Origin of the sequence: Dietzia sp. SL131, from assembly GCF_026672565.1 — a bacterium.
Classification (GTDB): Bacteria; Actinomycetota; Actinomycetes; order Mycobacteriales; family Mycobacteriaceae; genus Dietzia; species Dietzia kunjamensis.
The window spans coordinates 579,371-603,189 of sequence record NZ_JAPPRI010000003.1 but is presented as its reverse complement, the minus strand read 5'-3'; the positions used below and the strand labels follow the sequence as shown (position 1 = coordinate 603,189).

The 23,819-nt window shown below is 69.2% G+C and carries 23 protein-coding genes, 1 tRNA gene and 1 other RNA gene; 5 read left to right on the top strand and 20 right to left on the bottom strand.

The window, feature by feature from the left end; genetic code table 11:
- Positions 1 to 50: 50 nt before the first annotated feature.
- The 4 genes from nrdE to ykgO form a co-directional block, all read right to left on the bottom strand.
- A complete protein-coding gene (gene nrdE / locus OVA21_RS03505; protein ID WP_067712491.1) occupies positions 51 to 2,132 on the bottom strand; it encodes a class 1b ribonucleoside-diphosphate reductase subunit alpha in 2,082 nt (693 codons plus the stop codon).
- A 68-nt stretch (positions 2,133 to 2,200) separates the two neighbouring features.
- Positions 2,201 to 2,647 (bottom strand): class Ib ribonucleoside-diphosphate reductase assembly flavoprotein NrdI, encoded by a 447-nt coding sequence (nrdI, locus tag OVA21_RS03500; RefSeq protein WP_067712422.1) that lies wholly within the window; start codon positions 2,645 to 2,647, stop codon positions 2,201 to 2,203.
- A gap of 60 nt (positions 2,648 to 2,707) precedes the next feature.
- Positions 2,708 to 2,938 carry a redoxin NrdH gene (locus tag OVA21_RS03495; RefSeq protein ID WP_096905853.1) on the bottom strand — a complete coding sequence of 77 codons (231 nt, stop codon included), beginning with the start codon at positions 2,936 to 2,938 and terminating at the stop codon, positions 2,708 to 2,710.
- Positions 2,939 to 3,537: 599 nt separating this feature from the next.
- Positions 3,538 to 3,660, bottom strand: a complete 123-nt coding sequence (ykgO, locus tag OVA21_RS03490) for a type B 50S ribosomal protein L36 (RefSeq protein WP_003852698.1) — start codon at positions 3,658 to 3,660, stop codon at positions 3,538 to 3,540.
- Positions 3,661 to 3,918: 258 nt separating this feature from the next.
- Here ykgO and nadE point away from each other — a divergent pair, with 258 nt between their 5' ends.
- Complete coding sequence (nadE, locus tag OVA21_RS03485) at positions 3,919 to 4,788, top strand: ammonia-dependent NAD(+) synthetase (protein ID WP_268091770.1); 870 nt, start codon at positions 3,919 to 3,921, stop codon at positions 4,786 to 4,788.
- Positions 4,789 to 4,809: 21 nt separating this feature from the next.
- On the opposite strand, the gene OVA21_RS03480 is transcribed toward nadE, so the two are convergent.
- The 11 genes from OVA21_RS03480 to prfB all read right to left on the bottom strand — a co-directional run bounded on the left by OVA21_RS03480 (position 4,810) and on the right by prfB (position 13,381).
- A complete protein-coding gene (locus OVA21_RS03480; protein WP_067712414.1) occupies positions 4,810 to 5,913 on the bottom strand; it encodes a serine hydrolase domain-containing protein in 1,104 nt (367 codons plus the stop codon).
- A gap of 94 nt (positions 5,914 to 6,007) precedes the next feature.
- Positions 6,008 to 6,080: transfer RNA gene (locus tag OVA21_RS03475), tRNA-Ala, on the bottom strand.
- Positions 6,081 to 6,238: 158 nt separating this feature from the next.
- Complete coding sequence (locus OVA21_RS03470; protein ID WP_240341458.1) at positions 6,239 to 6,976, bottom strand: DsbA family protein; 738 nt, start codon at positions 6,974 to 6,976, stop codon at positions 6,239 to 6,241.
- Positions 6,977 to 7,135: 159 nt separating this feature from the next.
- Positions 7,136 to 7,509, bottom strand: a transfer-messenger RNA (tmRNA) gene (ssrA, locus tag OVA21_RS03465).
- A 118-nt stretch (positions 7,510 to 7,627) separates the two neighbouring features.
- The gene (locus OVA21_RS03460) at positions 7,628 to 8,476 is read right to left on the bottom strand and encodes an EamA family transporter (RefSeq protein WP_167492441.1); all 849 of its coding nucleotides are present in this window, start codon (positions 8,474 to 8,476) and stop codon (positions 7,628 to 7,630) included.
- Positions 8,473 to 8,982 (bottom strand): SsrA-binding protein SmpB, encoded by a 510-nt coding sequence (gene smpB / locus OVA21_RS03455; RefSeq protein ID WP_067712405.1) that lies wholly within the window; start codon positions 8,980 to 8,982, stop codon positions 8,473 to 8,475. The genes OVA21_RS03460 and smpB overlap by 4 nt, the downstream gene beginning before the upstream one ends.
- A 72-nt stretch (positions 8,983 to 9,054) precedes the next feature.
- A complete protein-coding gene (gene ftsX / locus OVA21_RS03450) occupies positions 9,055 to 9,957 on the bottom strand; it encodes a permease-like cell division protein FtsX (RefSeq protein WP_067712390.1) in 903 nt (300 codons plus the stop codon).
- Complete coding sequence (gene ftsE / locus OVA21_RS03445; protein WP_069388454.1) at positions 9,957 to 10,646, bottom strand: cell division ATP-binding protein FtsE; 690 nt, start codon at positions 10,644 to 10,646, stop codon at positions 9,957 to 9,959. The genes ftsX and ftsE overlap by 1 nt, the downstream gene beginning before the upstream one ends.
- Before the next feature lie 85 nt (positions 10,647 to 10,731).
- Complete coding sequence (locus OVA21_RS03440) at positions 10,732 to 11,379, bottom strand: hypothetical protein (protein ID WP_069388453.1); 648 nt, start codon at positions 11,377 to 11,379, stop codon at positions 10,732 to 10,734.
- Positions 11,379 to 12,275 (bottom strand): mechanosensitive ion channel family protein, encoded by an 897-nt coding sequence (locus OVA21_RS03435; RefSeq protein WP_069388452.1) that lies wholly within the window; start codon positions 12,273 to 12,275, stop codon positions 11,379 to 11,381. The genes OVA21_RS03440 and OVA21_RS03435 overlap by 1 nt, the downstream gene beginning before the upstream one ends.
- On the bottom strand, positions 12,275 to 13,381 hold the full coding sequence (prfB, locus tag OVA21_RS03430; RefSeq protein WP_069388451.1) for a peptide chain release factor 2: 1,107 nt from the start codon (positions 13,379 to 13,381) through the stop codon (positions 12,275 to 12,277). Before prfB ends, OVA21_RS03435 begins: the two co-directional genes overlap by 1 nt.
- A gap of 172 nt (positions 13,382 to 13,553) precedes the next feature.
- On the opposite strand from prfB, the gene OVA21_RS03425 reads away from it, so the two are divergent.
- The 3 genes from OVA21_RS03425 to OVA21_RS03415 all read left to right on the top strand — a co-directional run bounded on the left by OVA21_RS03425 (position 13,554) and on the right by OVA21_RS03415 (position 17,133).
- Positions 13,554 to 14,357 (top strand): inositol monophosphatase family protein, encoded by an 804-nt coding sequence (locus tag OVA21_RS03425; protein WP_069388450.1) that lies wholly within the window; start codon positions 13,554 to 13,556, stop codon positions 14,355 to 14,357.
- A gap of 120 nt (positions 14,358 to 14,477) precedes the next feature.
- Positions 14,478 to 15,878 (top strand): acyl-CoA dehydrogenase family protein, encoded by a 1,401-nt coding sequence (locus tag OVA21_RS03420; RefSeq protein WP_069388449.1) that lies wholly within the window; start codon positions 14,478 to 14,480, stop codon positions 15,876 to 15,878.
- Between the two features lie 49 nt (positions 15,879 to 15,927).
- Positions 15,928 to 17,133: an acyl-CoA dehydrogenase family protein gene (locus tag OVA21_RS03415; RefSeq protein ID WP_069388448.1), complete on the top strand. Its 1,206-nt coding sequence runs from the start codon at positions 15,928 to 15,930 to the stop codon at positions 17,131 to 17,133.
- A 384-nt stretch (positions 17,134 to 17,517) separates the two neighbouring features.
- Here OVA21_RS03415 and OVA21_RS03410 read toward each other — a convergent pair whose 3' ends face one another.
- Positions 17,518 to 18,228 carry a peptidase S1 gene (locus OVA21_RS03410; RefSeq protein ID WP_069388447.1) on the bottom strand — a complete coding sequence of 237 codons (711 nt, stop codon included), beginning with the start codon at positions 18,226 to 18,228 and terminating at the stop codon, positions 17,518 to 17,520.
- Between the two features lie 155 nt (positions 18,229 to 18,383).
- Entirely contained in the window at positions 18,384 to 18,998 is a 615-nt protein-coding gene (locus OVA21_RS03405) for a TetR/AcrR family transcriptional regulator (RefSeq protein ID WP_069388446.1), read from the bottom strand.
- Between the two features lie 178 nt (positions 18,999 to 19,176).
- Here OVA21_RS03405 and OVA21_RS03400 point away from each other — a divergent pair, with 178 nt between their 5' ends.
- Complete coding sequence (locus OVA21_RS03400) at positions 19,177 to 20,304, top strand: acyl-CoA dehydrogenase family protein (RefSeq protein ID WP_069388464.1); 1,128 nt, start codon at positions 19,177 to 19,179, stop codon at positions 20,302 to 20,304.
- Positions 20,305 to 20,320: 16 nt separating this feature from the next.
- On the opposite strand, the gene OVA21_RS03395 is transcribed toward OVA21_RS03400, so the two are convergent.
- From OVA21_RS03395 to OVA21_RS03385, 3 genes are read right to left on the bottom strand one after another with little or no spacing between them, the layout of a single operon-like run.
- Positions 20,321 to 21,463, bottom strand: coding sequence for an FAD-dependent oxidoreductase (locus OVA21_RS03395; RefSeq protein WP_268091768.1), 1,143 nt, complete (start codon positions 21,461 to 21,463; stop codon positions 20,321 to 20,323).
- Between the two features lie 49 nt (positions 21,464 to 21,512).
- A complete protein-coding gene (locus tag OVA21_RS03390; protein WP_268091767.1) occupies positions 21,513 to 22,319 on the bottom strand; it encodes an enoyl-CoA hydratase/isomerase family protein in 807 nt (268 codons plus the stop codon).
- 2 nt (positions 22,320 to 22,321) lie between these two features.
- Complete coding sequence (locus OVA21_RS03385) at positions 22,322 to 23,776, bottom strand: aldehyde dehydrogenase (RefSeq protein ID WP_268091766.1); 1,455 nt, start codon at positions 23,774 to 23,776, stop codon at positions 22,322 to 22,324.
- Positions 23,777 to 23,819 lie beyond the last annotated feature (43 nt).

Sequence of the window (23,819 nt, the reverse complement as noted above, 5' to 3'; positions counted from 1 at the left end):
CTCCTCCTGGGGACGTGTGGGGTTCGGGACGCAGGCCTGCGGCCGGGCGGTCAGAGCATGCACGAGACGCAGCCCTCGACCTCGGTGCCCTCGAGCGCGAGCTGACGCACGCGGATGTAGTACAGGGTCTTGATGCCCTTGCGCCACGCGTAGATCTGGGCTCGGTTGACCTCACGGGTGGTGGCCGTGTCCTTGAAGAACAGGGTCAACGACAGGCCCTGGTCGACGTGCTGGGTAGCCGCCGCGTACGTGTCGATGATCTTCTCGTAGCCGATCTCGTACGCGTCCTGGTAGTAGTCCAGGTTGTCGTTGGTCAGGTAGGGCGCCGGGTAGTAGACGCGCCCGATCTTGCCCTCCTTGCGGATCTCGATCTTCGACGCCACGGGGTGGATCGACGAGGTCGAGTTGTTGATGTAGCTGATCGACCCCGTCGGCGGCACGGCCTGGAGGTTCTGGTTGTAGATGCCGTACTTCTGCACGTCGGCCTTCAGCGCGCGCCAGTCCTCCTGCGTGGGGATGGTCACCTCGGCCTCGGAGAACAGCGTTCGGACCCGGTCGGTGGCCGGCTCCCACACCTGGTCGGTGTACTTGTCGAAGAACTCACCCGAGGCGTACTTCGACTCCGGGAACCCGGCGAACCAGGTCCCGCGCTCCCGCGCGATCGCGTTGGACGACCGGAGCGCGTGGTAGAGCACGGTGTAGAAGTAGATGTTGGTGAAGTCGACACCCTCCTCGGATCCGTAGTGGATCCGCTCACGCGCGAGGTAGCCGTGGAGGTTCATCTGCCCCAGGCCGATCGCGTGCGACTCCGAGTTGCCCCGCTCGATCGAGGGCACGGAGTCGATGTGGGTCTGGTCGGAGACCGCGGTCAGTCCCCGGATCGCCGTCTCGATGGTCTGACCGAAGTCCGGCGAGTCCATGGCCTTGGCGATGTTGAGCGAACCGAGGTTGCAGGAGATGTCCTTGCCCACCTCGGAGTAGCTCAGGTCCTCGTTGAACTCCGAGGCCGTGGAGACCTGGAGGATCTCCGAGCACAGGTTGGAGTGCGTGATCTTGCCGGCGATCGGGTTGGCCCGGTTCACGGTGTCCTCGTACATGATGTACGGGTAGCCGGACTCGAACTGCAGCTCGGCGACGGTCTGGAAGAAGTGCCGGGCGTTGATCTTGGTCTTCTTGATCCGGCTGTCCTCGACCATCTCGTGGTAGTGCTCCGAGATGTCGACGTCCGCGAACGGCTTGCCGTAGATCCGCTCGACGTCGTACGGCGAGAACAGGTACATGTCGTCGTTGCGCTTGGCGAGCTCGAAGGTGATGTCCGGGATCACCACGCCCAGGGAGAGCGTCTTGATGCGGATCTTCTCGTCCGCGTTCTCACGCTTGGTGTCGAGGAACTTGAAGATGTCCGGGTGGTGCGCGTGCAGGTACACGGCGCCGGCACCCTGGCGGGCCCCGAGCTGGTTGGCGTAGGAGAACGAGTCTTCCAGCAGCTTCATCACGGGGATGACGCCCGAGGACTGGTTCTCGATGTGCTTGATGGGCGCGCCGTGCTCACGGAGGTTGGACAGCAGCAATGCCACGCCACCGCCGCGCTTGGACAGCTGCAGCGCGGAGTTGATGCTGCGGCCGATGGACTCCATGTTGTCCTCGATGCGCAGCAGGAAGCACGAGACGGGCTCCCCGCGCTGCTTCTTGCCGGAGTTGAGGAACGTGGGCGTGGCGGGCTGGAATCGACCGTCGATGATCTCGTCCACCAGCTGGCGGGCCAGCACCTGGTCGCCGGCGGCGAGGGTGAGCGCCACCATGCACACGCGGTCCTCGTAGCGCTCGAGGTAGCGCTTCCCGTCGAAGGTCTTGAGCGTGTACGAGGTGTAGTACTTGAAGGCGCCGAGGAAGGTCGGGAAGCGGAACTTCTTGGCGTATGCGTGGTCGAACAGTTCGCGGACGAAGTTGCGCGCGTACTGGTCCAGCACCTCGCGCTCGTAGTAGTCCTTCTCGACCAGGTAGTCGAGCTTCTCGTCCAGGTTGTGGAAGAAGACCGTGTTCTGGTTGACGTGCTGCAGGAAGTACTCCCGCGCCGCCCGGCGGTCCGCGTCGAACTGGATCTTCCCGTCCGCGTCGTAGAGGTTGAGCATCGCGTTGAGGGCGTGGTAGTCGAGACGCTGACCGTCGCCCGCCTCTCCCGCGGTGATGCTCTCGGGGTTCACGGTTGGTGCTGCCAAAACTCTTCCAATCCCTCTCGGACGCGGATGACGTCCTCGTGTGTGCCCATCAACTCGAAGCGGTAGAGGTACGGGACCCCCACCTTCTCGGCGATCACGTCGCCGGAGCGACCGAAATCCCGTCCGAAGTTGGTGTTGCCGCCGGCGATGACTCCCCGGCAGAGACTTCTGTTGTGCGCGTTGTTGAGGAACGCGACCACCTGCCGCGGGACCGCGGCGCCGTTCTTGCCTGTGATCTCGAGGCTTCCCCCGTAGGTCGGAACGATCAGAACATACGGGTCCGACACCGTCGGGACGGGCTCGGTCCTCCGCACCGGGATACGCAGTGCGGGGAGACCGAGCCGGTCGACGAATCGTTTGGTGTTCTCGGAGATGTTGGAGAAGTAGACGATCCTCACCGGCTTCTCGGCCGGTATCGGAGCCGCCATCGCCGCCCCCTTGTCGAAGGAATCCTGGTGTTACCGCGCCGTCGGACTACGACCGCGCAGTCAGGCCGCCACGGAGGCGAGTGCCTTGATGCGGTCCGGGCGGAAGCCGGACCAGTGGTCGGAGCCCGCGACCACGACGGGCGCCTGGAGGTACCCGAGCGCCATGACGTACTCCCGAGCCTCGTCGTCCATCGAGATGTCGATGATCTCGTACTCGATGCCCTGCTTGTCGAGCGCCTTGTAGGTGGCGTTGCACTGGACGCAGGCGGGCTTGGTGTAGACGGTGACCATGTGTCTCAGGACCTCTTTCGGCACGGCGCCCGGACGGCGCGAGGGACTCTTCTCGTAGCGGCCTCCCGGGCCCGGGCTCTCGCCCGGCCTGTGGATGACCGCGGTGTCTGTCGGGGGTCACGGTCCGAATCCCACGAGTGACATTCATTGGGGCCGCAACGCTTCTAGACACTACCCCTAGTGGCCAGCGAGTCAATCGACCACAACATTTTGGTCTTACATCGCTGGTATTCCCAGGTCGCGATCCCGCCTTGTGGACACCGTGGGCCCCCGGTGGGAACCCCGTCCCCGGACCGTCGATCCGGCGCCGCGCACACCCACGGTCGCACGCCGATCACCGTCCCGGAGCGGCGGGTCGGCATCCCACAGGACCTCCCCAGGGACCCCACAGATTGTCCCCACGCCCTCCACAAGCACGTGGATGATCGTGCGCCCGGGGCGTGGACGGATGTGGCGGGCCGGGGACGGTTCACCGCCGGGCGCGAGTCGTCCCCACGGGGCCGTGGTGGGCGCCGGGAAGAGTACGACGACGACGAGGGCCCGCCGCCGGCGAACCGGTGGCGGGCCCTCGAGGGTGCGTGAGGACTCACGCGGACATGTCAGCCCTGGCGGGCCTTGAAACGGGGGTCCTTCTTGTTGATCACGTAGACCTTGCCGCGACGACGGACAACCTGGGCGCCCGGCTTGTTCTTCAGCGACCGAAGGGACTTGCGGACCTTCATCTGGCGCTCCTTAGGCTCTCGGGGCGGCCGCTATGGCCGCCGACACGACTGGGGATCACTGTGCGACACGTCCGTCCCGAAAGGCCGGATGTACGACACACAACTGGTCCATCGTAACGGACTGCCCGACCAGAACTCCAACCGGCGACGGAGGGCGCCCCGCCCGCACCCCGACCGCACCCCGACCGCGCTCCGGGTACTCGCGGCCACCGGCGGAGATGTCACGCGGTCGTCACACGTGGTTCCTATGCTGACGCCATGACCGAGACCACGACAGACCGCGCTGCCGCCCTGCGCGCCACCATCATCGCCGAACTCGGCGTCCGTCCCGACATCGATCCCGCGGAGGAGGTCGAAACGCGGGTCACGTTCCTGGCCGACTACCTCCGTTCGACCCCCGCCACGGGCTTCGTCCTGGGGATCAGCGGCGGGCAGGACTCCACCCTGACCGGCCGGCTCTGTCAGCTCGCCGCGGAGCGACTGCGGGACGAGGGGATGTCGCGCGCCCGGTTCGTGGCGATGCGCCTGCCCTACGGCGAACAGTCCGACGAGGCCGACGCGCAGGCGGCCCTGGAGTTCATCCGTCCGGACGAGAGTCTCACGGTGGATGTCCGCCCCGCGTCCGACGCCGCCTCCGAGGCCGCCTCCGCCGCACTCACGGCTCTGCCCGACGAGGCGGGGCCGCTCCGTGACTTCGTCCGCGGCAACGTCAAGGCGCGTGAGCGGATGATCGCCCAGTACGCCGTGGCCGGGCAACTGAACCTCCTCGTCGTCGGCACCGACCACGCCGCCGAGGCGGTCACCGGCTTCTTCACCAAGTACGGCGACGGCGGGGTCGACCTGACCCCCCTGACCGGTCTCACCAAACGACAGGGCGCGGCACTGCTACGCCACCTCGGCGCGCCGGACTCCACCTGGCGCAAGGTCCCCACCGCCGACCTCGAGGACGACCGGCCGGGCCTGCCCGACGAGGTCGCCCTCGGCGTGACCTACGCCCAGATCGACGACTACCTCGAGGGCCGCGACGGCGTCCCGCCCGAGGCCTCCGCGCGGATCGAGCAGCTGTTCCTGGGCTCGCGCCACAAGCGCACGGTGCCCGCCACCCCGCTCGACACGTGGTGGCGCTGACCGGTCCGCGAGGACGGGTCGTCAGCGCAGCAGCGACCAGACGGTCTCGAGCGCCTCGGTCGTGCCGGGGACGTCGAAGGACTGGGTGGTGAAGACCGCCGCGGCCCGCCTGGTGCCGCGGTCGACGTACCCGATCGTCCCCAGTCCCCCGGCCCAGCCGACCACGCCGCCCGGGCGCACCTCCACCTGGAACCCGTAGCCGCAGCCGGGCCCGAGGAAATCCTCCGCGCTCGCCCGCTGCCGCGCTGTCAGGTGGTCGGTGGCCATCAGCCGAGCACTCTCCGGGTCGAGCACCGGGCCACCGTCGACGAGCACACCCAACAGCTCCAGATAATCGCCCACCGTCGCGGCGAGGCCGCAGGCGAGGGACTCGAAGACCGGCGGCACCGCGAACCTGCCCGCGGTGTCCAGTGGCGAAACCCTGCCGTCGGGCCCGAGGCCGTACGAGGTGGGGAGACGGGAGAGGTCGGCCGTGAACCCCGTGTCTGCCAGCCCCAGTGGCCCGGTGACGTACTCGGCCAGCAACTCGGTCACGGACGAGCCGGTGGCGCGGGCGAGGAGCACCCCGAGGACATCGCTGCTGGTGTGGTACCACCATTGCTGGCCCGGCTGGCCCGCGAAGGGCAGCTCCGCCAGCCGACGGAGATACTCGTCCGGCGCGACGGCCGGGGCGTACGGCCCCGGGGCGACCCCACGGTCGGACATCGCCTCCGACAACGCGGGGTTCTCCCCCACCCAGCCGGCACCCGCGGTCATGGTGAGCAGGTGCCGCAGTGTGAGGGGCCGCTCGGCCGGGACCGTGCGGTCCAGCGGGGCGTCCGGCGTGGCCAGCACTGGAGGGTCCGCCAGCTCGGGCAAGAACGTGTCCACCGGGTCGTCGAGGGTCAGCACACCGCGTTCCACGAGACGCATCGCCAGGATCCCGCCGACCGGCTTGGTGTTGGACGACAGTGGAAACACCGCGTCCTCCCCCAGCGCGGGTCCGCCCACGATGCGGGCTCCGCCGGAGACGATCCTGGAGCGCCCGCTCTCGCGGACGCCACAGACGTACCCGACCAGCCGACCGTGGTCGACGAGCGCGTCGAGCACGTCGACGACGTCCGTGATCTCCCCTGGCCCCGCCATACCCCGACACTACGACCGCGGACCGGATGGCGGAAGGCGCCACATGGCGAGATCCCGGGACATCGTTTCCGTTGTCCCGGGATCTCGTCCTCGGTGGAGCTAAGGGGACTCGAACCCCTGACCCCCACACTGCCAGTGTGGTGCGCTACCAGCTGCGCCATAGCCCCGTATCCATTTGTCCGCCGCTCACCTCTCGGTGACCGGCCCGACCTAAGTTACACCACCACGGTTCGGGCCTCCAAATCGGGCCCGGCCCCGCCGGGAGGGGCGGGGCCGGGCCACAGTTGCGCACCCGGCACGAGCACCGGGCGGTTCGCCGGACGAGTTACGCGATGATGTCCTGGAGCCAGGCCGCGTTGCCGATGTCGACGACCTCGCCCTCGTAGGCGACAGTCGGGGTGGACACGCGATCGGTGATCTCGCGGATGCTCTGCTGGGCGTTGTCCGCACTGTCGGAGGCCTTGTCCATGCCGCCGTTGGACTCGACGTTGCCGATGCACTCGACCGAGTCCGCGTTCGCGCCGGCCGATTCCGCGATGTCCGCCAGCTCGCGGGCCGAGAGGTCGCCGCCGCCCTCCCCCGGCTGCTCGGCGAAGAACGCATTCTTGACGTCGAAGAACACGGGCAGGGAGTCCTTGGCCGCGACACACTGGATGGCCGCGAGCGCGCGGGTGGAGTACTCACCGGAACCGGACTGTCCGTTGAGGAAGTTCAGGGCGTAGAACTCGACCTGCAGGTCCCCGGCCTCGACGGCCTCGGAGATGGACTCACCGTACTGCGCCTCGAAGGAGCCACATGCGGGGCACATGTAGTCCTCCCAGATCTGGACGGTCGGCGCCTCGTCCGGGCCGACGACGACCACGCCGGCCTCGGTGATGTCGATCAGCTCGTCGTTGGTCTCGCCGAACGTGATGGGGTTGGCCTCTCCGCCCCGCTGGGCCATCCAGACGACGCCACCGAGGACCACGACGGCGACCGCGATGAGCGCGACCACGGTGATGATCATCCCGTTGTTGGACTTGGTCTGGAGGACCTTGGTGTTCTTGTTGGGCTTGGCGTTCACGTGTACGCAGGCCTTTCTCTATTGGGAGACCGTCGACCTCTTCCGGGTGACCGGCACTACGCCAAAGGGTACCGAAGCGGCGGGAGCGACCCCGCGCGCGCACCATCGATGCAAATGCACCACACCCCCGGTCGGTGTCGACCGGGGGTGTGGCCCGAATGGTGGAGCTGCCGGGAATTGAACCCGGGTCCTCCGCAGCATCGGCAGGGCTTCTCCGTGCGCAGTCCGCGTTGGCCTCTACTCGGATCTCACCCTCATGCGGACATGTCGGTGATGACGATCCCAGTCACTGTGTGATGTCCCGACCCACCCCGTGACCGGGTGAGCCGGTGATCTCTCTGAATGATGCCGGTGACCGGGGCGAGAGCGACCCCGGGCCGACAGACTACGGGCTCGCTATCAGGCAGCGAGGGCGTAGTCGCGCTGATTGGTATCGGCGCGTAATTGGTTGCCACGACGCTTACGGTGGTCTCTGGCCTGCACCGGCACGCTTCCCCTGCGTCAACTCACGTAGTCGAAACCAAGTCAGCCCCGTCAGGACCGCCGACTTCCGCCGACGGACTCCCCACCCTACCCCGGTGACACGCCGCCCGCCAGGGTGATCCCGCTCTCCCCGGTCAGGCGAGCACCCGGTTCAGCCGAGCACCCCGTTCAGCCGAGTGCGAGCAGGGAGATCGCCACCCCCGCCAGGACGAGTCCGACCATCTGGACCGCACGCATCCGCTCCCCGCCGTGGGCGATCGCCAGCGCTACGGTGAAAGCGGGGTACAGCGCAGCGATCACACTGACCAGGGAGAGCATCCCCGCCTGCGAGGCGAAGTAGAAGGCACCGTTGGCGACGGCGTCGAACACGGCGATCACCACGCCGATCGCGATGAGACGCCGGGAGAAACGGAACGACTCACGGGCTGCGACCGCGGCGACCAGCAGCATCACCGTCGCCCCGATCCGCGAGGCCGCGACCGGCCACAGGCCCTGGCCCGGCGGCACCTGCGCCAACAACACGAAGAACGCGGCGAACGCCAGCCCGGAGAAGAGCGTGAGCACCAGGAGACGACGGGTGAGGCGCCCGTGCAGGGCGGACGAGCCGTCCCGGCTCTCCATAGAGACCAACACCGTCGCCACCAGCGCGAGCGCCATGCCCGCCCCCGCCGCGGGCGCGGGCCGCTCCCCCGCCGCCAGACCGAACGCCAGCGGAACCGCCGCCGCCAGGACCGCCGTGATCGGCGAGATCACACTCATCGGCCCGCGGGAGAGCGCCAGGTAGAACGACCACACCGCGACACCCGAGGCCAACCCGGAGGCCAGGCCCCACCCCAGACCGACCCCGGTCGGCGACCCACCGGCGACCAGGGCCGCGACGCCCACCAGCACGATCGACAGCGGATAGGAGACGCTGACCACGCGCAGCACGCGGGCGCGGCGGGAGGCCACGCCGCCGAGGTAGTCGCTGATGCCGTACGCCACCGCCGAAGTCGACGCCAGCGCGACCGGCATCATGCCCGCATGCCCTTGATCTTCCTGCCGAGTTCACGCACGGCCTCACGCTCGGCGGTCCGGCGGGCGATGTCGTGGCGCTTGTCGTGCGCCTGCTTGCCCCGTGCGACGGCCAGTTCGACCTTTACCCGGCCACCCACGAAGTAGAGGGACAGCGGGACGAGGGTGGCGTTGCCGTCGCGCACCTTGCCCACGAGCGAGTCGATCTCGCGGCGGTGCAGCAGGAGCTTCCGGGCACGCTTCGGGGCGTGGTTGGTCCAGCTCCCGTGCGAGTACTCGGGGATGTGTAGCCCGCGGAGCCACACCTCGCCGTCGTCGACCGTCGCGAACGCGTCGACCAGCGAGGTCTTGCCCTCACGCATGCTCTTGATCTCGGTCCCGACCAGCGCGATGCCGGCCTCGTGCGTCTCCAGGATCTGGAAGTCGTGCCGGGCCTTGCGGTTACTCGCGACGATGCTCCCGTCGGAGCCGAGGGACGACGCGCCCTTCTTCTTGTTCTTCTTGGCCACGTCGCGTCACCTCCTGATTGCCGTGCCCTCGCCGCCGTTCCGCAGCCCCCAGAGTCTAGATGGAGGGCGCGTTCAGTGCCGAACCGTGAGCCTCAGGGCGATCCAGGCGGTGAGCGCGGAGACCACCGCGCCCGCCACGACCAGCCCCGGTGCGAGGAGGAGGATGTCGGGGGTGGTGATCCGCTCGACCAGGTTCGCGCGGTAGGCCTCCGCCAGCACCCTGTCGAGGAAGACGTTCTTGGCCACCAGCAGGCCCCCCACCGCGAGGAGGGCGCCGGCCACCGCCGCGATCACCGCCTCGAGGACGAACGGCAACTCCGTGTACCAGCGGCTCGCGCCCACCAGTCGCATGATCCCCAGGGCGGTCCGCCGGGTGAACGCGGCGATCTGCGTCATGTTGGCGATGAGCAGGACGGTCGCCAGCAGCTGGACGACCGCGATCGCGAAGGCCGCGTTGCGGACGCCGTCGAGGACGGAGAAGACCCGTTCGACGAGCTCGCCCTGCCCCTGGACGATCTCGATGCCGTCCACCTCCGCCAGGTCACGCGCCACCGCCTCGGCCCGCGTGGGGTCGGTCAGTGTGAGGGTGAACCGCGAGCCGAGGGCGTCCGGCGAGGTCGACTCCACCAGCACCGGGTCTGTCGAGGAGAACAGGTCGACGAACTCGGCGTAGGTCTGCTCGGGATTCTTGTACTCCACCGACGCCACGCCCGGCGTCGTCTCGAGCCGCTGGAGGATCCGGCCGCATTCCGCCGCGCAGTCCGGATCCTCCAGCGAGATCGACCGGTCCACGTAGACGCGGAACTCGTTGAGATAGTCGTACTTGTCCTGACTCGCGGACGCGGTCATGGCCACGAGCAGGCCCGCCCCCAGCATGCCCAGGGCCACCGCCGTGGTGATGATCATGGCCAACGTCATGGACAGGTTGCGGCGCAGTCCCTGCCCGACCTCGGAGGCGACGAACGTAGCGGCCATCAGCGGTCCACCCCGTAGGTTCCGCGGGCGTCGTCGCGGACGACCGAGCCGTCGACCAGTTCCACCACGCGGCGCCGCGAGCGGTCCACGATGTGCCTGTCGTGGGTCGCCATGAGCACGGTGGTCCCCGTCCTGTTGATCCGGTCGAGCAGGAGCATGATGTCCTCGCTGGTTTCGGGGTCGAGGTTGCCCGTCGGTTCGTCCGCCAGCAGCAGCACCGGGCGGTTGACGAACGCCCGCGCGATCGCGACCCGCTGCTGTTCCCCACCGGAGAGTTCGTGAGGTCGGCGATCGGCCTTCCCGCCCAGCCCGACCATGTCCAGGGTCTCCGGCACCACCTTGTCGATGGTCCGGCGGGACTTGCCGATCACCTGCAGCGCGAACGCGACGTTCTCCGCGACCGTCTTGTTCTCCAGCAGACGGAAGTCCTGGAACACGCAGCCGAGAGAGCGTCGCAGCACGGGCACGTCGGAGCCCTTCATGCGCGTGAGGTCGTGGCCGGCGACGGTGAGGGTGCCCGAATCCGGGCGGTCCTCGCGGAGAACGAGCCGCAGGAACGTGGACTTGCCCGATCCCGACGCACCGATGAGGAACGCGAACTCGCCGTCACCGATCTCCACGCTCACGTCGGACAGCGCCGGACGCGTCGAGGACGGGTACGACTTCGTCACACGGGAACCAGTGATCACTCCGATAGCCTAACGCCACGCAGGCCACAGGCACGGGAGCGGTCGAACAACGCGGCGGCGGCCGCGGCGCGGCCACCCGGTGGCGCTACCCCTCGAGGGCGCCGCCGGGCACCGAGGTCTCCCCGGCGCCCGGGGCCTCCTGCTGCAGCTGCGGTTGCGACTGCTGGTCAGGCTGCTGCTGCGGCGACTGCTGTGGCTGTTGTTGCTGCGGGGCCTGCGGATCGGCGCCACCGGGGAACCCCTCGGCATCGGGACCCGTCGTCGCGGTCCCTCCCGTCACCGTGGTGCTGGTCGTGCGGGAGCCCGTTCCCGTCGGAGTCGGAGACGAACTCGGGGTCGGGGCCGTGGTCTCGGTGGTCTGATCCGTCGGCGTGGACGACGGGTCGACCGGTTCGGCCGGTTCGGCCGGTTCGGCCGGTTCCGAGGTCCCGGTGGGGTCCTGCGCGGGTTGCGGCCCGAAAGCGACCACCGGCTCGTCGCGGACGAGCAGATACAGCACGCCTGCCAGGACGAACGCGCCGAGGAGGATCGCGGTCGTCCGAGACATCCTGAAGAACTCGACGAGCAGTGCGACGATCCACGGTCTCGCACGCCGCGAGGGTGCGTCCGGTGGTGGGGTCCCCCCCAACCCGAGCGGATCGGGCCGGTCGAGGATCGGGTCGTCGTCGATCGCGGCGCCCTGCGGGGACGTCTCGTCGGGCCGGACCGTGTCATCATCCCTGTGCCGGGCCATCAGACGCTCCCCTCTCCGGTCTGCGGTCGCAGCATCCCGGCGCGGATGGCGGCCAGCGCCTCCGGCTCCAGGACGATCCCCTCCTGGCGGAAGCGGCGGAGGATGACGGCACGCATCCGACGGCCCACCTCCCACTGCATTCCCGGCTTGGTCCGGGCGAGCAGTCGGATGACGGTCTGCTCGAGCCTGATCGACTGCACACCCATGACCGACGGCTCGTCGAGCACGTACTCGCCCACACGATCGTCGTGGACGATGTCGCGACAGACCTCCGCGAGCACCTCGTGCGCCTTGTCCATGTCGGCATTGTTGGGCACGGGGACGTCGATGATCGCACGAGCCCAGTCCTGGGACTGATTGATCGCGGTGACGATCTGACCGTTGGGGACGATGACCGCCTCGCCGTCCAGGGTGCGCAGCCGGGTGACCCGGAGCGTGACGTCCTCGATCGTCCCGGCGGCGACGCCGGTCGCGGTGGTGAGTTCGACGATGTCACCGTAACCGTACTGACGTTCGGCCAGCACGAAGAAGCCAGCGAGGAAGTCCTGGACGATCTTCTGCGCGCCGAAACCCAGCGCGGCGCCGAGGACGGTGGCCGGCGCCACCAGCGTGACGAGGTTCACGCCGAACCTCAGCAGGATCTGGATGCCGAACAGGATGTACAGCATTCCCACCGCTACGTAGGAGACGACCTGGACGAGGGAGTGGAGGTGCTTGGACTCCTCCGACCACAACTCCTTGTCGGCGTTCCTCGCGTCGATCCGGCCGGTCCACATCCGGGCGATCTTGCCGATCGCCCGGGTCATCAGGGCGGCTCCCAGGACGAGGAGGACGACCTCCAGGCCGTCGTTGCTGAGCCAGTTCAGGACTCCGCTGAAGTCTGTCCGGAAGGCCACTAGGCGTCCGCCCCCTCCCGCATGCGCCATCGGATACCGGCCTCGATGAACCCGTCGATGTCACCGTCGAGGACCGCGGACGGGTTGTTCACCTCGTACTCGGTGCGCAGGTCCTTGACCATCTGGTACGGGTGCAGAACGTAGGACCGCATCTGGTTGCCCCAGGAGGCGTTGCCACCCGCACCGAGCGCGTCCATGGCGGCCCGCTCCTCCTGGCGCTTGCGCTCGAGCAGTTTGGCCTGCAGCACTTTCATGGCGGCGACCTTGTTCTGCAGCTGCGACTTCTCGTTCTGACAGGTCACGACGATCCCGGTCGGGACGTGGGTGAGGCGGACGGCCGAGTCGGTGGTGTTGACGGACTGGCCACCGGGACCCGAGGAGCGGTAGACGTCCACCCGGACCTCGTTCTCCGGCACCTCGATGGAGTCGACGGTCTCCACGACCGGCAGCACCTCGACCTCGGCGAAGGAGGTCTGGCGGCGGCCCTGGTTGTCGAACGGGGAGATCCGCACCAGCCGGTGCGCTCCCTGCTCCACGGACAGCGTCCCGTACATGTAGGGGTCCTTGACCACGAAGGTGGCGGACTTGATCCCCGCCTCCTCAGCGTACGAGGTGTCGTACACCTCGACCTTGTGGCCGGCCTTCTCGGCCCACCGGATGTACATGCGCATGAGCATCTCGGCGAAGTCCGCGGCGTCCACGCCACCGGCACCGGCACGGATGTTGACCACGGCGTCACGCTGGTCGTACTCACCGCTGAGCATCGTCTTGACCTCCATGGCCTCGACGTCCTCACGCAGGCTGGCGCGTTCGGAGTCCGCCTCCTCGACGGCGCCGTCGCCCTCCTCCTCCGCCAGCTCGTACATCAGGGGCAGGTCCTCGATCCGCTGCCGCAGATCCCGGCAGCGGCGCAGGTCGGCCTGGATGTAGGACAGCTCGCTGGTGACCTTCTGCGCCCGGTCCTGGTCGTTCCACAGGTCCGGGTCGGCGGCCATCTGCTCGAGCTCGTCGACGCGTCGGGCCAGCTCCTCGATGTCGAGGACCTTCTCGACCGTGGTCAGGGTCGCGTCGAGGGCAGCGATGTCGGCAGAAACGTCAGGGTGCACGTTATCCGACTCTACGCGGCCCGGGCGCCTTCCAGCGTTTGCCCACCCGCCCCTTCCGCGTGGCCTGCCGCGCCTCCGATCGTCACCCCCCGCCGGTAGCGTCGGATGCCTCGGACCCGCTACCGCTCGTGGTCAGTGAGCCGCTACGACCAAGTGGAGGAAGTGAACGTCCATGGACACCCGACAACCGGGCCCCCTGCACGACGAGTCCACCGGGGGGATGACCGACGCCGATCTGGCCGCCCGCCTCGTCGTCGACGCCGGAAACCTCGCGCGGCGACTGCGCGAGCACGGGCTCGACGTCCGGCGCAAGACTTCCGTCTCCGACGTGGTCACCGAGGCCGACGATGCGGCCGAGCGGCACATCACCGCACTCCTGGCCGCCCACCGTCCGTCCGACGGCGTCCTGGGCGAGGAGGGCTCCCTCGTCGCGGGCGACGGCGAACGACGGTGGGTCGTGGACCCGGTGGACGGCACCTACAACTTCGTCTCCGGCTCCGACTACTGGTGCTCGGCCGTCGCGGTCACCGGTGAGGAAGACTATCTGCTCGGCGCGGTCCACCGACCGGTCACCGGGGAGACCTTCGTCGGCGGTTCGGACGTGCCGACGCGCCGCAACGGGGTACCCGTCGCGCGCCTGGCCCCCGGTGACCTGGCCGCCGGCAGCCTCGCCACCTACCTGCACCCGCCGTTCTTCGACGATCCCCAACTCGCCGAGCCTTTCCACCGCGTGAGCCGTGGCGCGGCGACCATCCGAATGCTCGGGTCCGGTTCCGTGGACCTGGCCTCCGTCGCGTGTGGGATCCACACGGTGTGGTGTCAGCACTCCTGCCCCGAGTGGGACTGGCTACCCGGCCGCGCACTCGTCGAGGGGGCGGGCGGGGTGTGCGCGACCGTCGAGGTGGGCGGCTACGACTGGTTCGTGGCCGGCCGCCCGGGTGCGGTCGAGCAGACGGTCGACCTCCTGCGCGGCTGACACCCGTCCGACCCACCGGCGGGACGGACGGGTTCGAGGAAAGAGTGGCGCACGGAACTTACTCCGAAGTAAGGTGTCAGGGACAGCACCGTCCACCGTCCGTCACGAGAACAGCTGGTGATGATGAGCAAGAACCCCACAGCCCCGTCCACGACCGGACGCGCGGAGACCTCGACACCGGGTAAGAACCCCGCGCGCATCGACGCCATCGGCGCCGCCATGCGCGCGCTGACCACCATTACCGGGTCGGAGTTCGCCGAGCGCTTCGGCCTGCGGCAAAAGGTCGACCGGGTCACCTACGAGGCCACCAAGACCGGTTTCAAGACCCTCGGTGCAGCGACCAAGTCGTTCAAGAAGGTCTCCGGCGGCGGCGCACCCAAGCGTCTTCCCGACTCCGAGGCCCGGCCCGACCTGTTCGACCTCACGCTGGACGAGGACCAGCAGATGATCTCGCAGACCGTGCGAGAGTTCGCCGCCGAGGTCATCCGGCCGGCCGCGCACGACGCCGACGCCGCCGCCGAGGCACCCGCGTCGCTGCTCGAGCGCTCGGCCGAGATCGGCGCCACCATGCTCAACGTGCCCGAGGAGTTCGAGGGCATCGCGTCCGAGCGCGGTGTGGTGACCAACTCGCTGGTCGCCGAGGCCCTGGCCTACGGCGACATGGGCCTGGCCCTGCCGATCCTGGCCCCCTCCGGCGTGGCCACCACCCTGACGCAGTTCGGCTCGGACACCCAGCAGAAGTCATACCTCCCGGCGTTCGCCTCCGAGCAGGTCCCCGCCGCCGCCGTCGTGGTGGCCGAGCCGCAGCCACTCTTCGACCCGTTCAATCTCAAGACCACCGCCACCCGCACCGTCGGCGGGTTCACGCTCAGCGGCGTCAAGTCGATGGTGCCCACGGCCGGCAGCGCGGAACTCTTCGTCGTCGCCGCCTCCCTCGACGGCGCGCCGACCTTCTTCGTCGTGGAATCCGACACCGACGGACTCGTGGTGGAGGCCGACCCGTCCATGGGCCTGCGCGCCGCCGGCCTCGGCCGACTCGTCCTCACCGACGTCTCCCTTCCCGCCGACGCCATCCTCGGTGGCGCTGACGTCTCGCCGGAGGACCGGTCCTCGGCCTACGCCGACGTCATCCGCCTGTCGCGTCTGGGCTGGGCCTCCCTCGCCGTGGGCACCTCCCACGCCGTCCTGGACTACGTGACCCCGTACGTCAAGGAGCGTCACGCCTTCGGCGAGCCCATCGCCCACCGGCAGGCGGTCGCGTTCGCCGTGGCCGACATGGCCACCGAACTCGACGGCATGCGCCTGGTCACCTGGCGCGGCGCCGCCCGCGCCGAACAGGGACTGTCCTTCGCCCGCGAGGCCGCGCTGGCCCGCAAGATCGCCGCGGACAAAGGTATGAAGATCGGCCTCGACGGTGTCCAGCTGCTCGGTGGCCACGGGTTCACCAAGGAACACCCGGTCGAGCGGTGGTATCGCGACCTGCGCGCCGTGGGAGTGGCCGAGGGCGTGGTGGTCCTGTGACGTCCGCCCGCTCCGCCACACTCCCGAACCGGACCAAGGACCTGAAGCGATGATCAATCTCGAAATCCCCAAGAAGCTGCAGGCGGGTGCAAACCAGGCCCGCCAGGTGGCCATGCAGATCTTCCGACCCATCTCCCGCAAGTACGACCTCGCCGAGCATGAGTACCCCGTCGAGCTGGACACCCTCAAGGCCATGATGGAGGCCATGGAGGACGCCGGTCAGGCGGCCTCCGGCGCCACCATGGGATCAGGTCGCGCACCCCGGCGCGAGGGCGTGTCCAACGGCGGCAATATGAAGTCGCTGCTCAATGCCATCGAGACCTGCTGGGGCGACGCGGGATTGACCTTGTCCGTCCCCGGCCAGGGGTTGGGTAACTCCGCCATCGCCGCCGTGGCGAGCGACGAGCAGATGCAGAAGTTCGGCCGGGTGTGGGCCTCGATGGCCATCACCGAGCCCGAATTCGGCTCCGACTCGGCCGCCGTCTCGGCCACCGCGCGGTTGGACGGCGACGAGTACGTCATCAACGGCACCAAGATCTTCGTGACCTCGGGCCAGCGCGCGGATCACATCGTGGTGTGGGCGACCCTGGACAAGAGCAAGGGCCGCGCCGCGATCAAGTCCTTCGTCGTGCCCCGGGACCATCCCGGCGTCTCCGTCGACCGGCTGGAGCACAAGCTCGGCATCCGGGCCTCGGACACGGCGCAGATCAGCTTCACCGACTGCCGGGTCCCCAAAGAGAATCTTCTGGGCGATCCGGAGGTCCGCGTGGACAAGGGCTTCGCTGGTGCCATGCAGACTTTCGACAACACCCGGCCGCTGGTCGCCGGCATGGCCGTGGGCGTCGCCCGGGCCGCGCTCGAGGAGATCCGCACCCTCCTCGAGGAGGCCGGCATGGAGATCGACTACGACCGTCCGGCCACCAGCCAGCCGGCCGCCGTCGCCAAGTACCTCGACCTCGAAGCCGACTGGGAGGCTTCCTACCTGCTCACGCTCCGCGCGGCGTGGATGGCAGACAACAAGATGCCCAACACCAAGGAGGCATCGATGTGCAAGGCCAAGGCCGGGCGCACCGGTTCCGCCGTGACCCTGGGCGCGGTCGAGCTGGCCGGCAGCTACGGCTACTCCGAACGCAGCTTCCTGGAGAAGTGGTCGCGCGACTCCAAGATCCTCGACATCTTCGAGGGCACGCAGCAGATCCAGCAGCTGGTGATCGCGCGCCGGATCCTGAACCTGTCAAGCGCCGAGCTGAAGTGAGCCGACCCCGGCGCGATCACGATCACTGACGCGATCACTGATTTGAGCGGCGCCCCGCGGACCCGATGTCCGCGGGGCGCCGCCCATTTCAGCTGACTCACTCCAGTCTACTGTTCGGTGCCCACGACATGATGGTTCCGCACTGCCGGCAGATGTGGACACGGTGGCCGTGGTCGAGACTGCCGCTGCGAGCGGCATCCCAGCCGACGAGGACCCGGTCGGGACCGAGCTCATGTCCATACGGGCAGTGGGTAGGCGCGTCCTCGGTCCAGAACATGGAGCGGACGGTAGCGACGGGGTCGGACACAGACGAGGGCCCGGTACCGACCGCGTCGGTACCGGGCCCTCGTCCGCCTCTCGCCCACGGGGCGGGGTGCCGGGCGGTCAGGCCATCCGGAAGCCGCTCCCCGGCCAGTCGCGCGCGGTGGCGTCGGCGACGATCGCGTCGAACGAGTACGCCACCGCCGGCAGGAAGAACGGAGTCTGCGCCGGGTGGATACACGAGGGCAGGATGGGGCCGATGCTGCCGGCCGATCCCGCGTCCGGCGGCATGTGCCCGCCGGAGAGGAGCCCGACGAGACGCCCCTCGCGGATCACGGGGCCACCGGAGTCGCCGTAACCGGCACAGGTGTGGGTCCAGAACCGGTCGCCCTCGCGCTGCCACGTGATGCCACAGGTGTGTCCGGTGGTCAGCCCGTCCTTGCAGACGACGTCACCGAACTGCGGCGCGGGTCCGCGGCCCACGATGCCCGCCTGTCGGACGGGGACGGCGACGCCCGGGTCCAGACGGATCACGGAGTAGTCGAGGATCTCGTTGCGGGTGGCGATGGTGCCGATCACGCCGGCACCCGGGTCGTCGCGGAGGATCACCGGGGCGTCGATCCGCTCACTGCAATGGGCGGCGGTGAACGCGACTGGCGCTCCGGAGTCGTCGTACCCGGCGGCGGTAATGGTGCATCCGGCCACTCCCCCGACCAGAACAGGGGTCGCACCCCCGACGGGCACGGCGGCTTGGGCAGCTGCGGGCGCCATCAACGTGGCGGCACCGGCCATCACGGCCGTCGCGGCGAGCTTCGCCACACGGGTGAGCCTCATGAATGTGTCCTTCCCACCCCGGGCGGACTGCCCGGGTATACGCCCTCGACAGCGTAGCGGCGATCAGCCGCCGGTGCACCACGCGCGGGCCGGCTGGAGCCCCACCACCCGTGCGGCGCTGGCCCCGACACGTCGGATCCCGGCCGATCCCCCGGTCAGCGGCCTTCGACGATGATGCGGATGGAGGGCCGCTCGTCGGGGTCTCCGCCGATCTGTGCCCAGATCCCCGCGACGACGGGCTCGAGGAACAGCTCGCCCACCTGACCCATGAGCGTGCGGACCACCTGGACCTTGTCCGAGGCCCGCGTCGAGGCGTGGCCACCGCGCCGCAGACTGTCGACCTCCCTGGTGGTGAGCTCGACGATCGCCTCGAGAAGCGGGACACCCCGGCCGTCGGGTTCGAGGAGGGCCCGGTTGATGTACTTCACCAACATCGGGTTGCGCTCGAGCATCTCCCGCACCGCGGCGTCGCGGGCCGCCACGACCTCCGCTGCTGATCCGGAGTGCTCGACCGTCGCCAGTGCGGCGACCACCTGCTCCACCACGAGCTCGTCGACAGCGCGGCGCAACCCCTCCTTGGTGCCGAAGTGGTGCTGGATCAACCCGATGGTGACCCCCACCCGGGCGGCGACCCGTCGCATCGAGACCCGGTCCTCGCCGTGATCGGAGTAGAGCTCCAGCGCCGCGTAGCGGATTCGCGCGCGGGCGGTGAGGTCACCGTCAGCAGAGCGCGGGACACCGTCCCCCGACCCGGGTTCCGTTGCGCTCACTCGCCCCACCTCGTCTCGCCGCGACGTGCGACGCCCGAGGGCGCCGCCGGAAGGTCGACCATACACATGCATGTCAGACAATGCAGTTGTATGGTGGGGATCGTCATGGCCGTCAACCGGCCCCGTCCCATCGCTGGAGTCCCCCGTGCTAGAGACCGCCCCCTTCCGATCCCCGTGGATGACCGACGATCTGGATGCACTGCGCGCCCACACGCGTGCGTTCCTGGAGAAGGAGACCGTGCCGCACCTCGAGCGCTGGGCCGAGCAGGGCGCCGTCGACCGTGAGTTCTGGAACAAGGCCGGCGACGCGGGCCTGCTGTGCATCTCCATCCCGGAGGAGTACGGCGGGGGCGGCGGCACGTTCGCCCACGAGGCCGTGATCGCCGAGGAGCAGACCCGCGCCCTCGACGACGGCTGGGGCAATTCGGTGCACAGCACGATCGTGGCCCACTACATCGTCCAGTACGGCACCGAGGAGCAGAAGCAGCGGTGGTTGCCGAAGCTCGCGACCGGCGAGATGGTCGGCGCCATCGCGATGACCGAGCCGGGCGCCGGGTCCGACCTGCAGGCGCTGCGCACCTCGGCGGTGCGCGACGGTGACGACTTCGTGGTCAACGGTGCCAAGACCTTCATCTCCAACGGTATGCACTGCGACCTGCTCGTCATCGTCACCCGCACGGGTGGCGAGGGCGCGCAGGGCCTGTCCCTGCTGGTCGCGGAGACCACCGACCTGCCCGGCTTCGACCGGGGCCGCAAGCTCGACAAGATCGGCCTGAAGTACCAGGACACGATGGAGTTGTTCTTCGACGACATGCGGGTGCCCGCCGGGAACATCCTGGGCGGCGAGGAGGGCGTGGGCCAGGGGTTCATCCAGCTCATGCAGCAGCTCCCGCAGGAGCGCCTCATCATCGCGGTGACGGCGGTCGCGGCGGCCGAGACCGCCGTGACGCTGGCGACGGATTACGCCAAGGAGCGCGAGGCGTTCGGCAAGCCAATCCTCAAGTTCCAGAACCTGCGTTTCGAGCTGGCCGAGTGCAAGACCGAGGCGCTCGCCTCGCGCACCCTGCTGGATCACTGCATCGGCCTGCATCTCAAGGGTGAACTGGACCCGTCGACAGCGTCGATGGCCAAGTACTTCTGCACCGACAAGCAGTGCGAGATCATCGACCGTTGCCTGCAGGTTTTCGGTGGCTACGGCTTCATGACGGAGTATCCGATCGCCCGCATGTACGCCTCGGCCCGCGTGCAGAAGATCTACGGTGGCACCAACGAGATCATGAAGGAGCTCATCTCGCGGACCCTCTAGAGTTCGTCGGCGACAACTAAAGCTCGGCGACGATCGCCCGGACGGCGTCACGGCCCGCCCGGTTGGCCCCCACGGTCGACTGGGACGGGCCGTAGCCGATGAGGAACAGACTCGGCTCGTCGAGGGCCCGGCCCTCCGCCACCCGGATGCCCCCCTCGGGGGTGCGCAGGCCCAGGGGCGCGAGGTGGGCGACCGCGGGTCGGAACCCGGTCGCCCAGAGGATGACGTCCGCGCGTTCGAGTCGCCCGTCGGGCATCCGCACCCCGTCGGGTTCGATGCGGGTGAACATGGGGTGGCGGACCAGGACGCCGCGCTCGTCGGCGCGCTCGATCCACGGGGCGCGGTACATGCCGGTGACGCGGATGATGCTCTGCGGGGGAAGTCCCTGCGCGGTGCGATCGGCGACCCGGTCGATCGCGGCGGAGAAGTTCTCCGGGGCGGGGTCCGTCTCCCACTCGATCTCCCGCCTGGTTACCCAGAGGGTGTCGGCGACGCGCGAGATCTCCTCGAGCAGCTGGGTGGCGGAGATGCCGGCGCCGACGATCACGACGCGCTGTCCGGCGAACTCCTCGGCGTCGACGTAGTCGTGGACGTGGAGCTGTCGGCCGCGGAACGTCTCCTGGCCGGGGTAGTACGGCCAGAACGGTCGGGTCCAGGTGCCGGTGGCGTTGATGACGTAGCGCGCCGCCCAGGCCTCAGGGCGGGTGTCACCGCCTGGATCGGTGACGACGACGAGGTGGTCGGACTCCGGCCCGTCCCGCCCGGGCGTGGGTCTGCGGACCGAGCGCACGCGGACCGGCCGCCGGACGTCGAGCCCGAATCGGTTCTCGTAGTCGGCGAAGTAGGGCGGCAGGACGTCCCGACTCGGGGCGGTGCGGTCGACATCGGGGACGGGTCGGCCCGGCAGTTCGAAGATGCCGTTGACCGTGCTCATGGTGAGGGATTCCCAGCGGTGCCGCCAGGCCCCGCCGGGGGCGTCCTCGGCGTCGAGCATGACGAAGTTGCGCTCCCCCGCCTCGGCACGGCCGACCGGCGCGAACCCCCGCCGCCTGAGGTGGTAGCCGGCCGACAGTCCGGCCTGGCCGGCGCCGATCACCACCACGTCGACCGGACGGGTGGGGCTCTCCTGATCGGGCGTCACGCCACCATGGTGGGCCATGCGGCTCCGGCGAGGACGGGCGGGCGCGGGATCGTCGCAGACGCCGGGGTCAGCACCCGTCTGGCAACGAGGCGAAGTCCGGCGTGCGCCCTTCGGCGAATGCCGCCAGCGCCTCCGCGTTCGCCGGTCCACCCATGAGGTCGGCGAAGGCCCGGTTCTCCCGTTCGCGGGCGTCTGCGATCTGGCGCGCCAGCGGTTCGGTCATCGTCCGCTTGACCGCCCGCAGACTCGAGATCGGGAGCCGCGCCAACCGAGCGGCGTGCTCGCCGGCGACCTGCTGGAGTTCAGCGGGGGCGCACAGCCGCCAGACCAGTCCCATCTCGTGGGCCTCGCGGGCCGTGATCCACTCCGAGGACAGCAGGGCCCACGCGGCGTTCTGCCGACCCACCAGCCTGGGCAGCAGGTAGCTCGACGCCGCCTCGGGCGCCACTCCCAGGCGGGTGAACGGGCACTTGAGCCGGGCGTCGTCGGCCATGAACACCAGGTCGGCGAACCCGATGATCGACATGCCGATACCCAGTCCGAGCCCGTTGATCGCCAGGACGAGCGGCTTGTCGAACCCGGTGAGCGCGTCCACGAGACCCAGGAATCCGTGCTCGCCGGGGACGAAATCGGGGTTGGTGATCCGCTCACCCATCTCCAGCAGGTCGGTGCCCGCGCTGAACGCCCGGCCCTCACCGGTGAGCAGGACCACCGCGACCGTGGGGTCCGCCGCGGCGGCGTGCAACGCCTCGGTGACCGCGTCGTACAGCGCCTCGTTGAAGGCGTTGAGGGCATCGGTGCGCGCCAGTGTCAGGGTGCGGACCCGGTCCGCATCGCACACTGACAGGCCCGTCGTCCTCTCGTCTCGCGCCATGGTCAGCTCTGCTCCAGGTAGACGGACTTGAGCTCGGTGTACTGGGCCAACCCCTCGGGGCCGAACTCGCGACCCACCCCGGAGGCCTTGAAGCCGCCGAACGGGGCGGAGAAATCCATCGTGTAGGTGTTCACGCCGTAGGTGCCGGTCCGGACCCGTCGCGCGACGCCCAGCCCCGCCTCCCGGTCGGCGGTCCACACGGTGCCCGCCAGTCCGTACTCGGAGTCGTTGGCGATGCGGACGGCGTCGTCGACGTCGTCGTAGGCGATCACGGAGATGACGGGACCGAAGATCTCCTCCTGCGCGATGCGCATCGAGTTGTCGACGCCACCGAAGACCGTGGGTCGTACGTACCAGCCGGTGTCCAGGCCGTCGGGGCGGTCGGAGCCCCCGGCGAGCAGCGTCGCACCCTCCTGCTGCCCGATCTCGATGTAGGAGTTCACCCGCTCCTGCTGGCGACGGGCGACCATCGGCCCGATCTCCGTGGCCGGGTCGAGCGGGTCCCCCACCACCATCGACCCGATGCCGTCGGCCAGCGCCTGTGCCACCTCGTCGTGGCGGTCGCGACTCACCAGCACCCTGGTCTGTGCCACGCACGCCTGGCCGGAGTTCATCACGCCCACGAACTTGAGCCCCTCGACCACGGTCGTCAGGTCCGCGTCGTCGAGCACGATCGCCGCGGACTTGCCGCCCAGCTCGAGGGAGCAGCGCTTGAGCTGCTCGCCGCAGATCGCGCCGATTCTCCGGCCCGCCGCGGTGGATCCGGTGAACGCCACCTTGTCGATCGCGGGGTGCCGCACCAGGTGCTCGCCCACCTCGCGGCCGCCGGCGACGATGCTCACGACGCCCTCGGGCACGCCCGCCTCGATGAGCAGTTCGCCCAGCAGGTAGGTGTCCAGCGGCGTCTCCGGCGCCGGCTTGATCACGATCGTGCACCCCGTCAGCAGCGCCGGGATCAGCTTCGACAGGACCGTGAACTGGGGGACGTTCCACGGCGGGATCGCCGCGACCACGCCCACGGGCTCGTGTCGCACCAGCACCTCCCCGCCGAGGACGCCGGGGCGGGTCTCCTCCCACGGGAATTCACGCGCGATGGCGAGGAAGGCTTCGATCTGCATCCACGGGGCGGGCGCCTGGGCGAGCTTGCTGAACGAGATCGGGGAGCCCATCTCCGTGGAGATGACGGTCGCCATGTCGTCGAGCCGCGCCGCGTACAGGGCGGACAGCCTGGCGACGACCTCGATCCGCTCGTCGGGGCTCATGCGGGGCCACGGGCCGTGGTCGAAGGCCTCGCGCGCGGCAGCCACCGCGGCATCCATGTCCGCCACCGATCCCTCGGGTACCCGGGCGACGACCTCCTCGGTGTGCGGGCTGATCACCTCGATCACGTCATCGGTGGCGGGGGAACGCCACTGGGTGCCGATCAACAGGGCATCGCGGTCGAGTGAGGTGGTCATGTGGCTCTCCTGCCGTCACGGGGCGTCGTCGTGGCCGCATCGG

Coding starts and splice junctions, on each gene's coding strand:
- ykgO (WP_003852698.1), bottom strand. CDS start 3,660: ATGAAGGTCCGCAAGTCCCTTCGGTCGCTGAAGAACAAGCCGGGCGCC.
- OVA21_RS03495 (WP_096905853.1), bottom strand. CDS start 2,938: ATGGTCACCGTCTACACCAAGCCCGCCTGCGTCCAGTGCAACGCCACC.
- ftsX (WP_067712390.1), bottom strand. CDS start 9,957: ATGGCCGCTACGTTCGTCGCCTCCGAGGTCGGGCAGGGACTGCGCCGC.
- OVA21_RS03415 (WP_069388448.1), top strand. CDS start 15,928: ATGATCAATCTCGAAATCCCCAAGAAGCTGCAGGCGGGTGCAAACCAG.
- OVA21_RS03400 (WP_069388464.1), top strand. CDS start 19,177: ATGACCGACGATCTGGATGCACTGCGCGCCCACACGCGTGCGTTCCTG.
- OVA21_RS03480 (WP_067712414.1), bottom strand. CDS start 5,913: ATGGCGGGGCCAGGGGAGATCACGGACGTCGTCGACGTGCTCGACGCG.
- OVA21_RS03440 (WP_069388453.1), bottom strand. CDS start 11,379: ATGGCCCGGCACAGGGATGATGACACGGTCCGGCCCGACGAGACGTCC.
- OVA21_RS03395 (WP_268091768.1), bottom strand. CDS start 21,463: ATGGCCCACCATGGTGGCGTGACGCCCGATCAGGAGAGCCCCACCCGT.
- OVA21_RS03420 (WP_069388449.1), top strand. CDS start 14,478: ATGATGAGCAAGAACCCCACAGCCCCGTCCACGACCGGACGCGCGGAG.
- OVA21_RS03425 (WP_069388450.1), top strand. CDS start 13,554: ATGGACACCCGACAACCGGGCCCCCTGCACGACGAGTCCACCGGGGGG.
- OVA21_RS03385 (WP_268091766.1), bottom strand. CDS start 23,776: ATGACCACCTCACTCGACCGCGATGCCCTGTTGATCGGCACCCAGTGG.
- OVA21_RS03460 (WP_167492441.1), bottom strand. CDS start 8,476: ATGATGCCGGTCGCGCTGGCGTCGACTTCGGCGGTGGCGTACGGCATC.
- nadE (WP_268091770.1), top strand. CDS start 3,919: ATGACCGAGACCACGACAGACCGCGCTGCCGCCCTGCGCGCCACCATC.
- OVA21_RS03390 (WP_268091767.1), bottom strand. CDS start 22,319: ATGGCGCGAGACGAGAGGACGACGGGCCTGTCAGTGTGCGATGCGGAC.
- nrdE (WP_067712491.1), bottom strand. CDS start 2,132: ATGCTCAACCTCTACGACGCGGACGGGAAGATCCAGTTCGACGCGGAC.
- nrdI (WP_067712422.1), bottom strand. CDS start 2,647: ATGGCGGCTCCGATACCGGCCGAGAAGCCGGTGAGGATCGTCTACTTC.
- OVA21_RS03410 (WP_069388447.1), bottom strand. CDS start 18,228: ATGAGGCTCACCCGTGTGGCGAAGCTCGCCGCGACGGCCGTGATGGCC.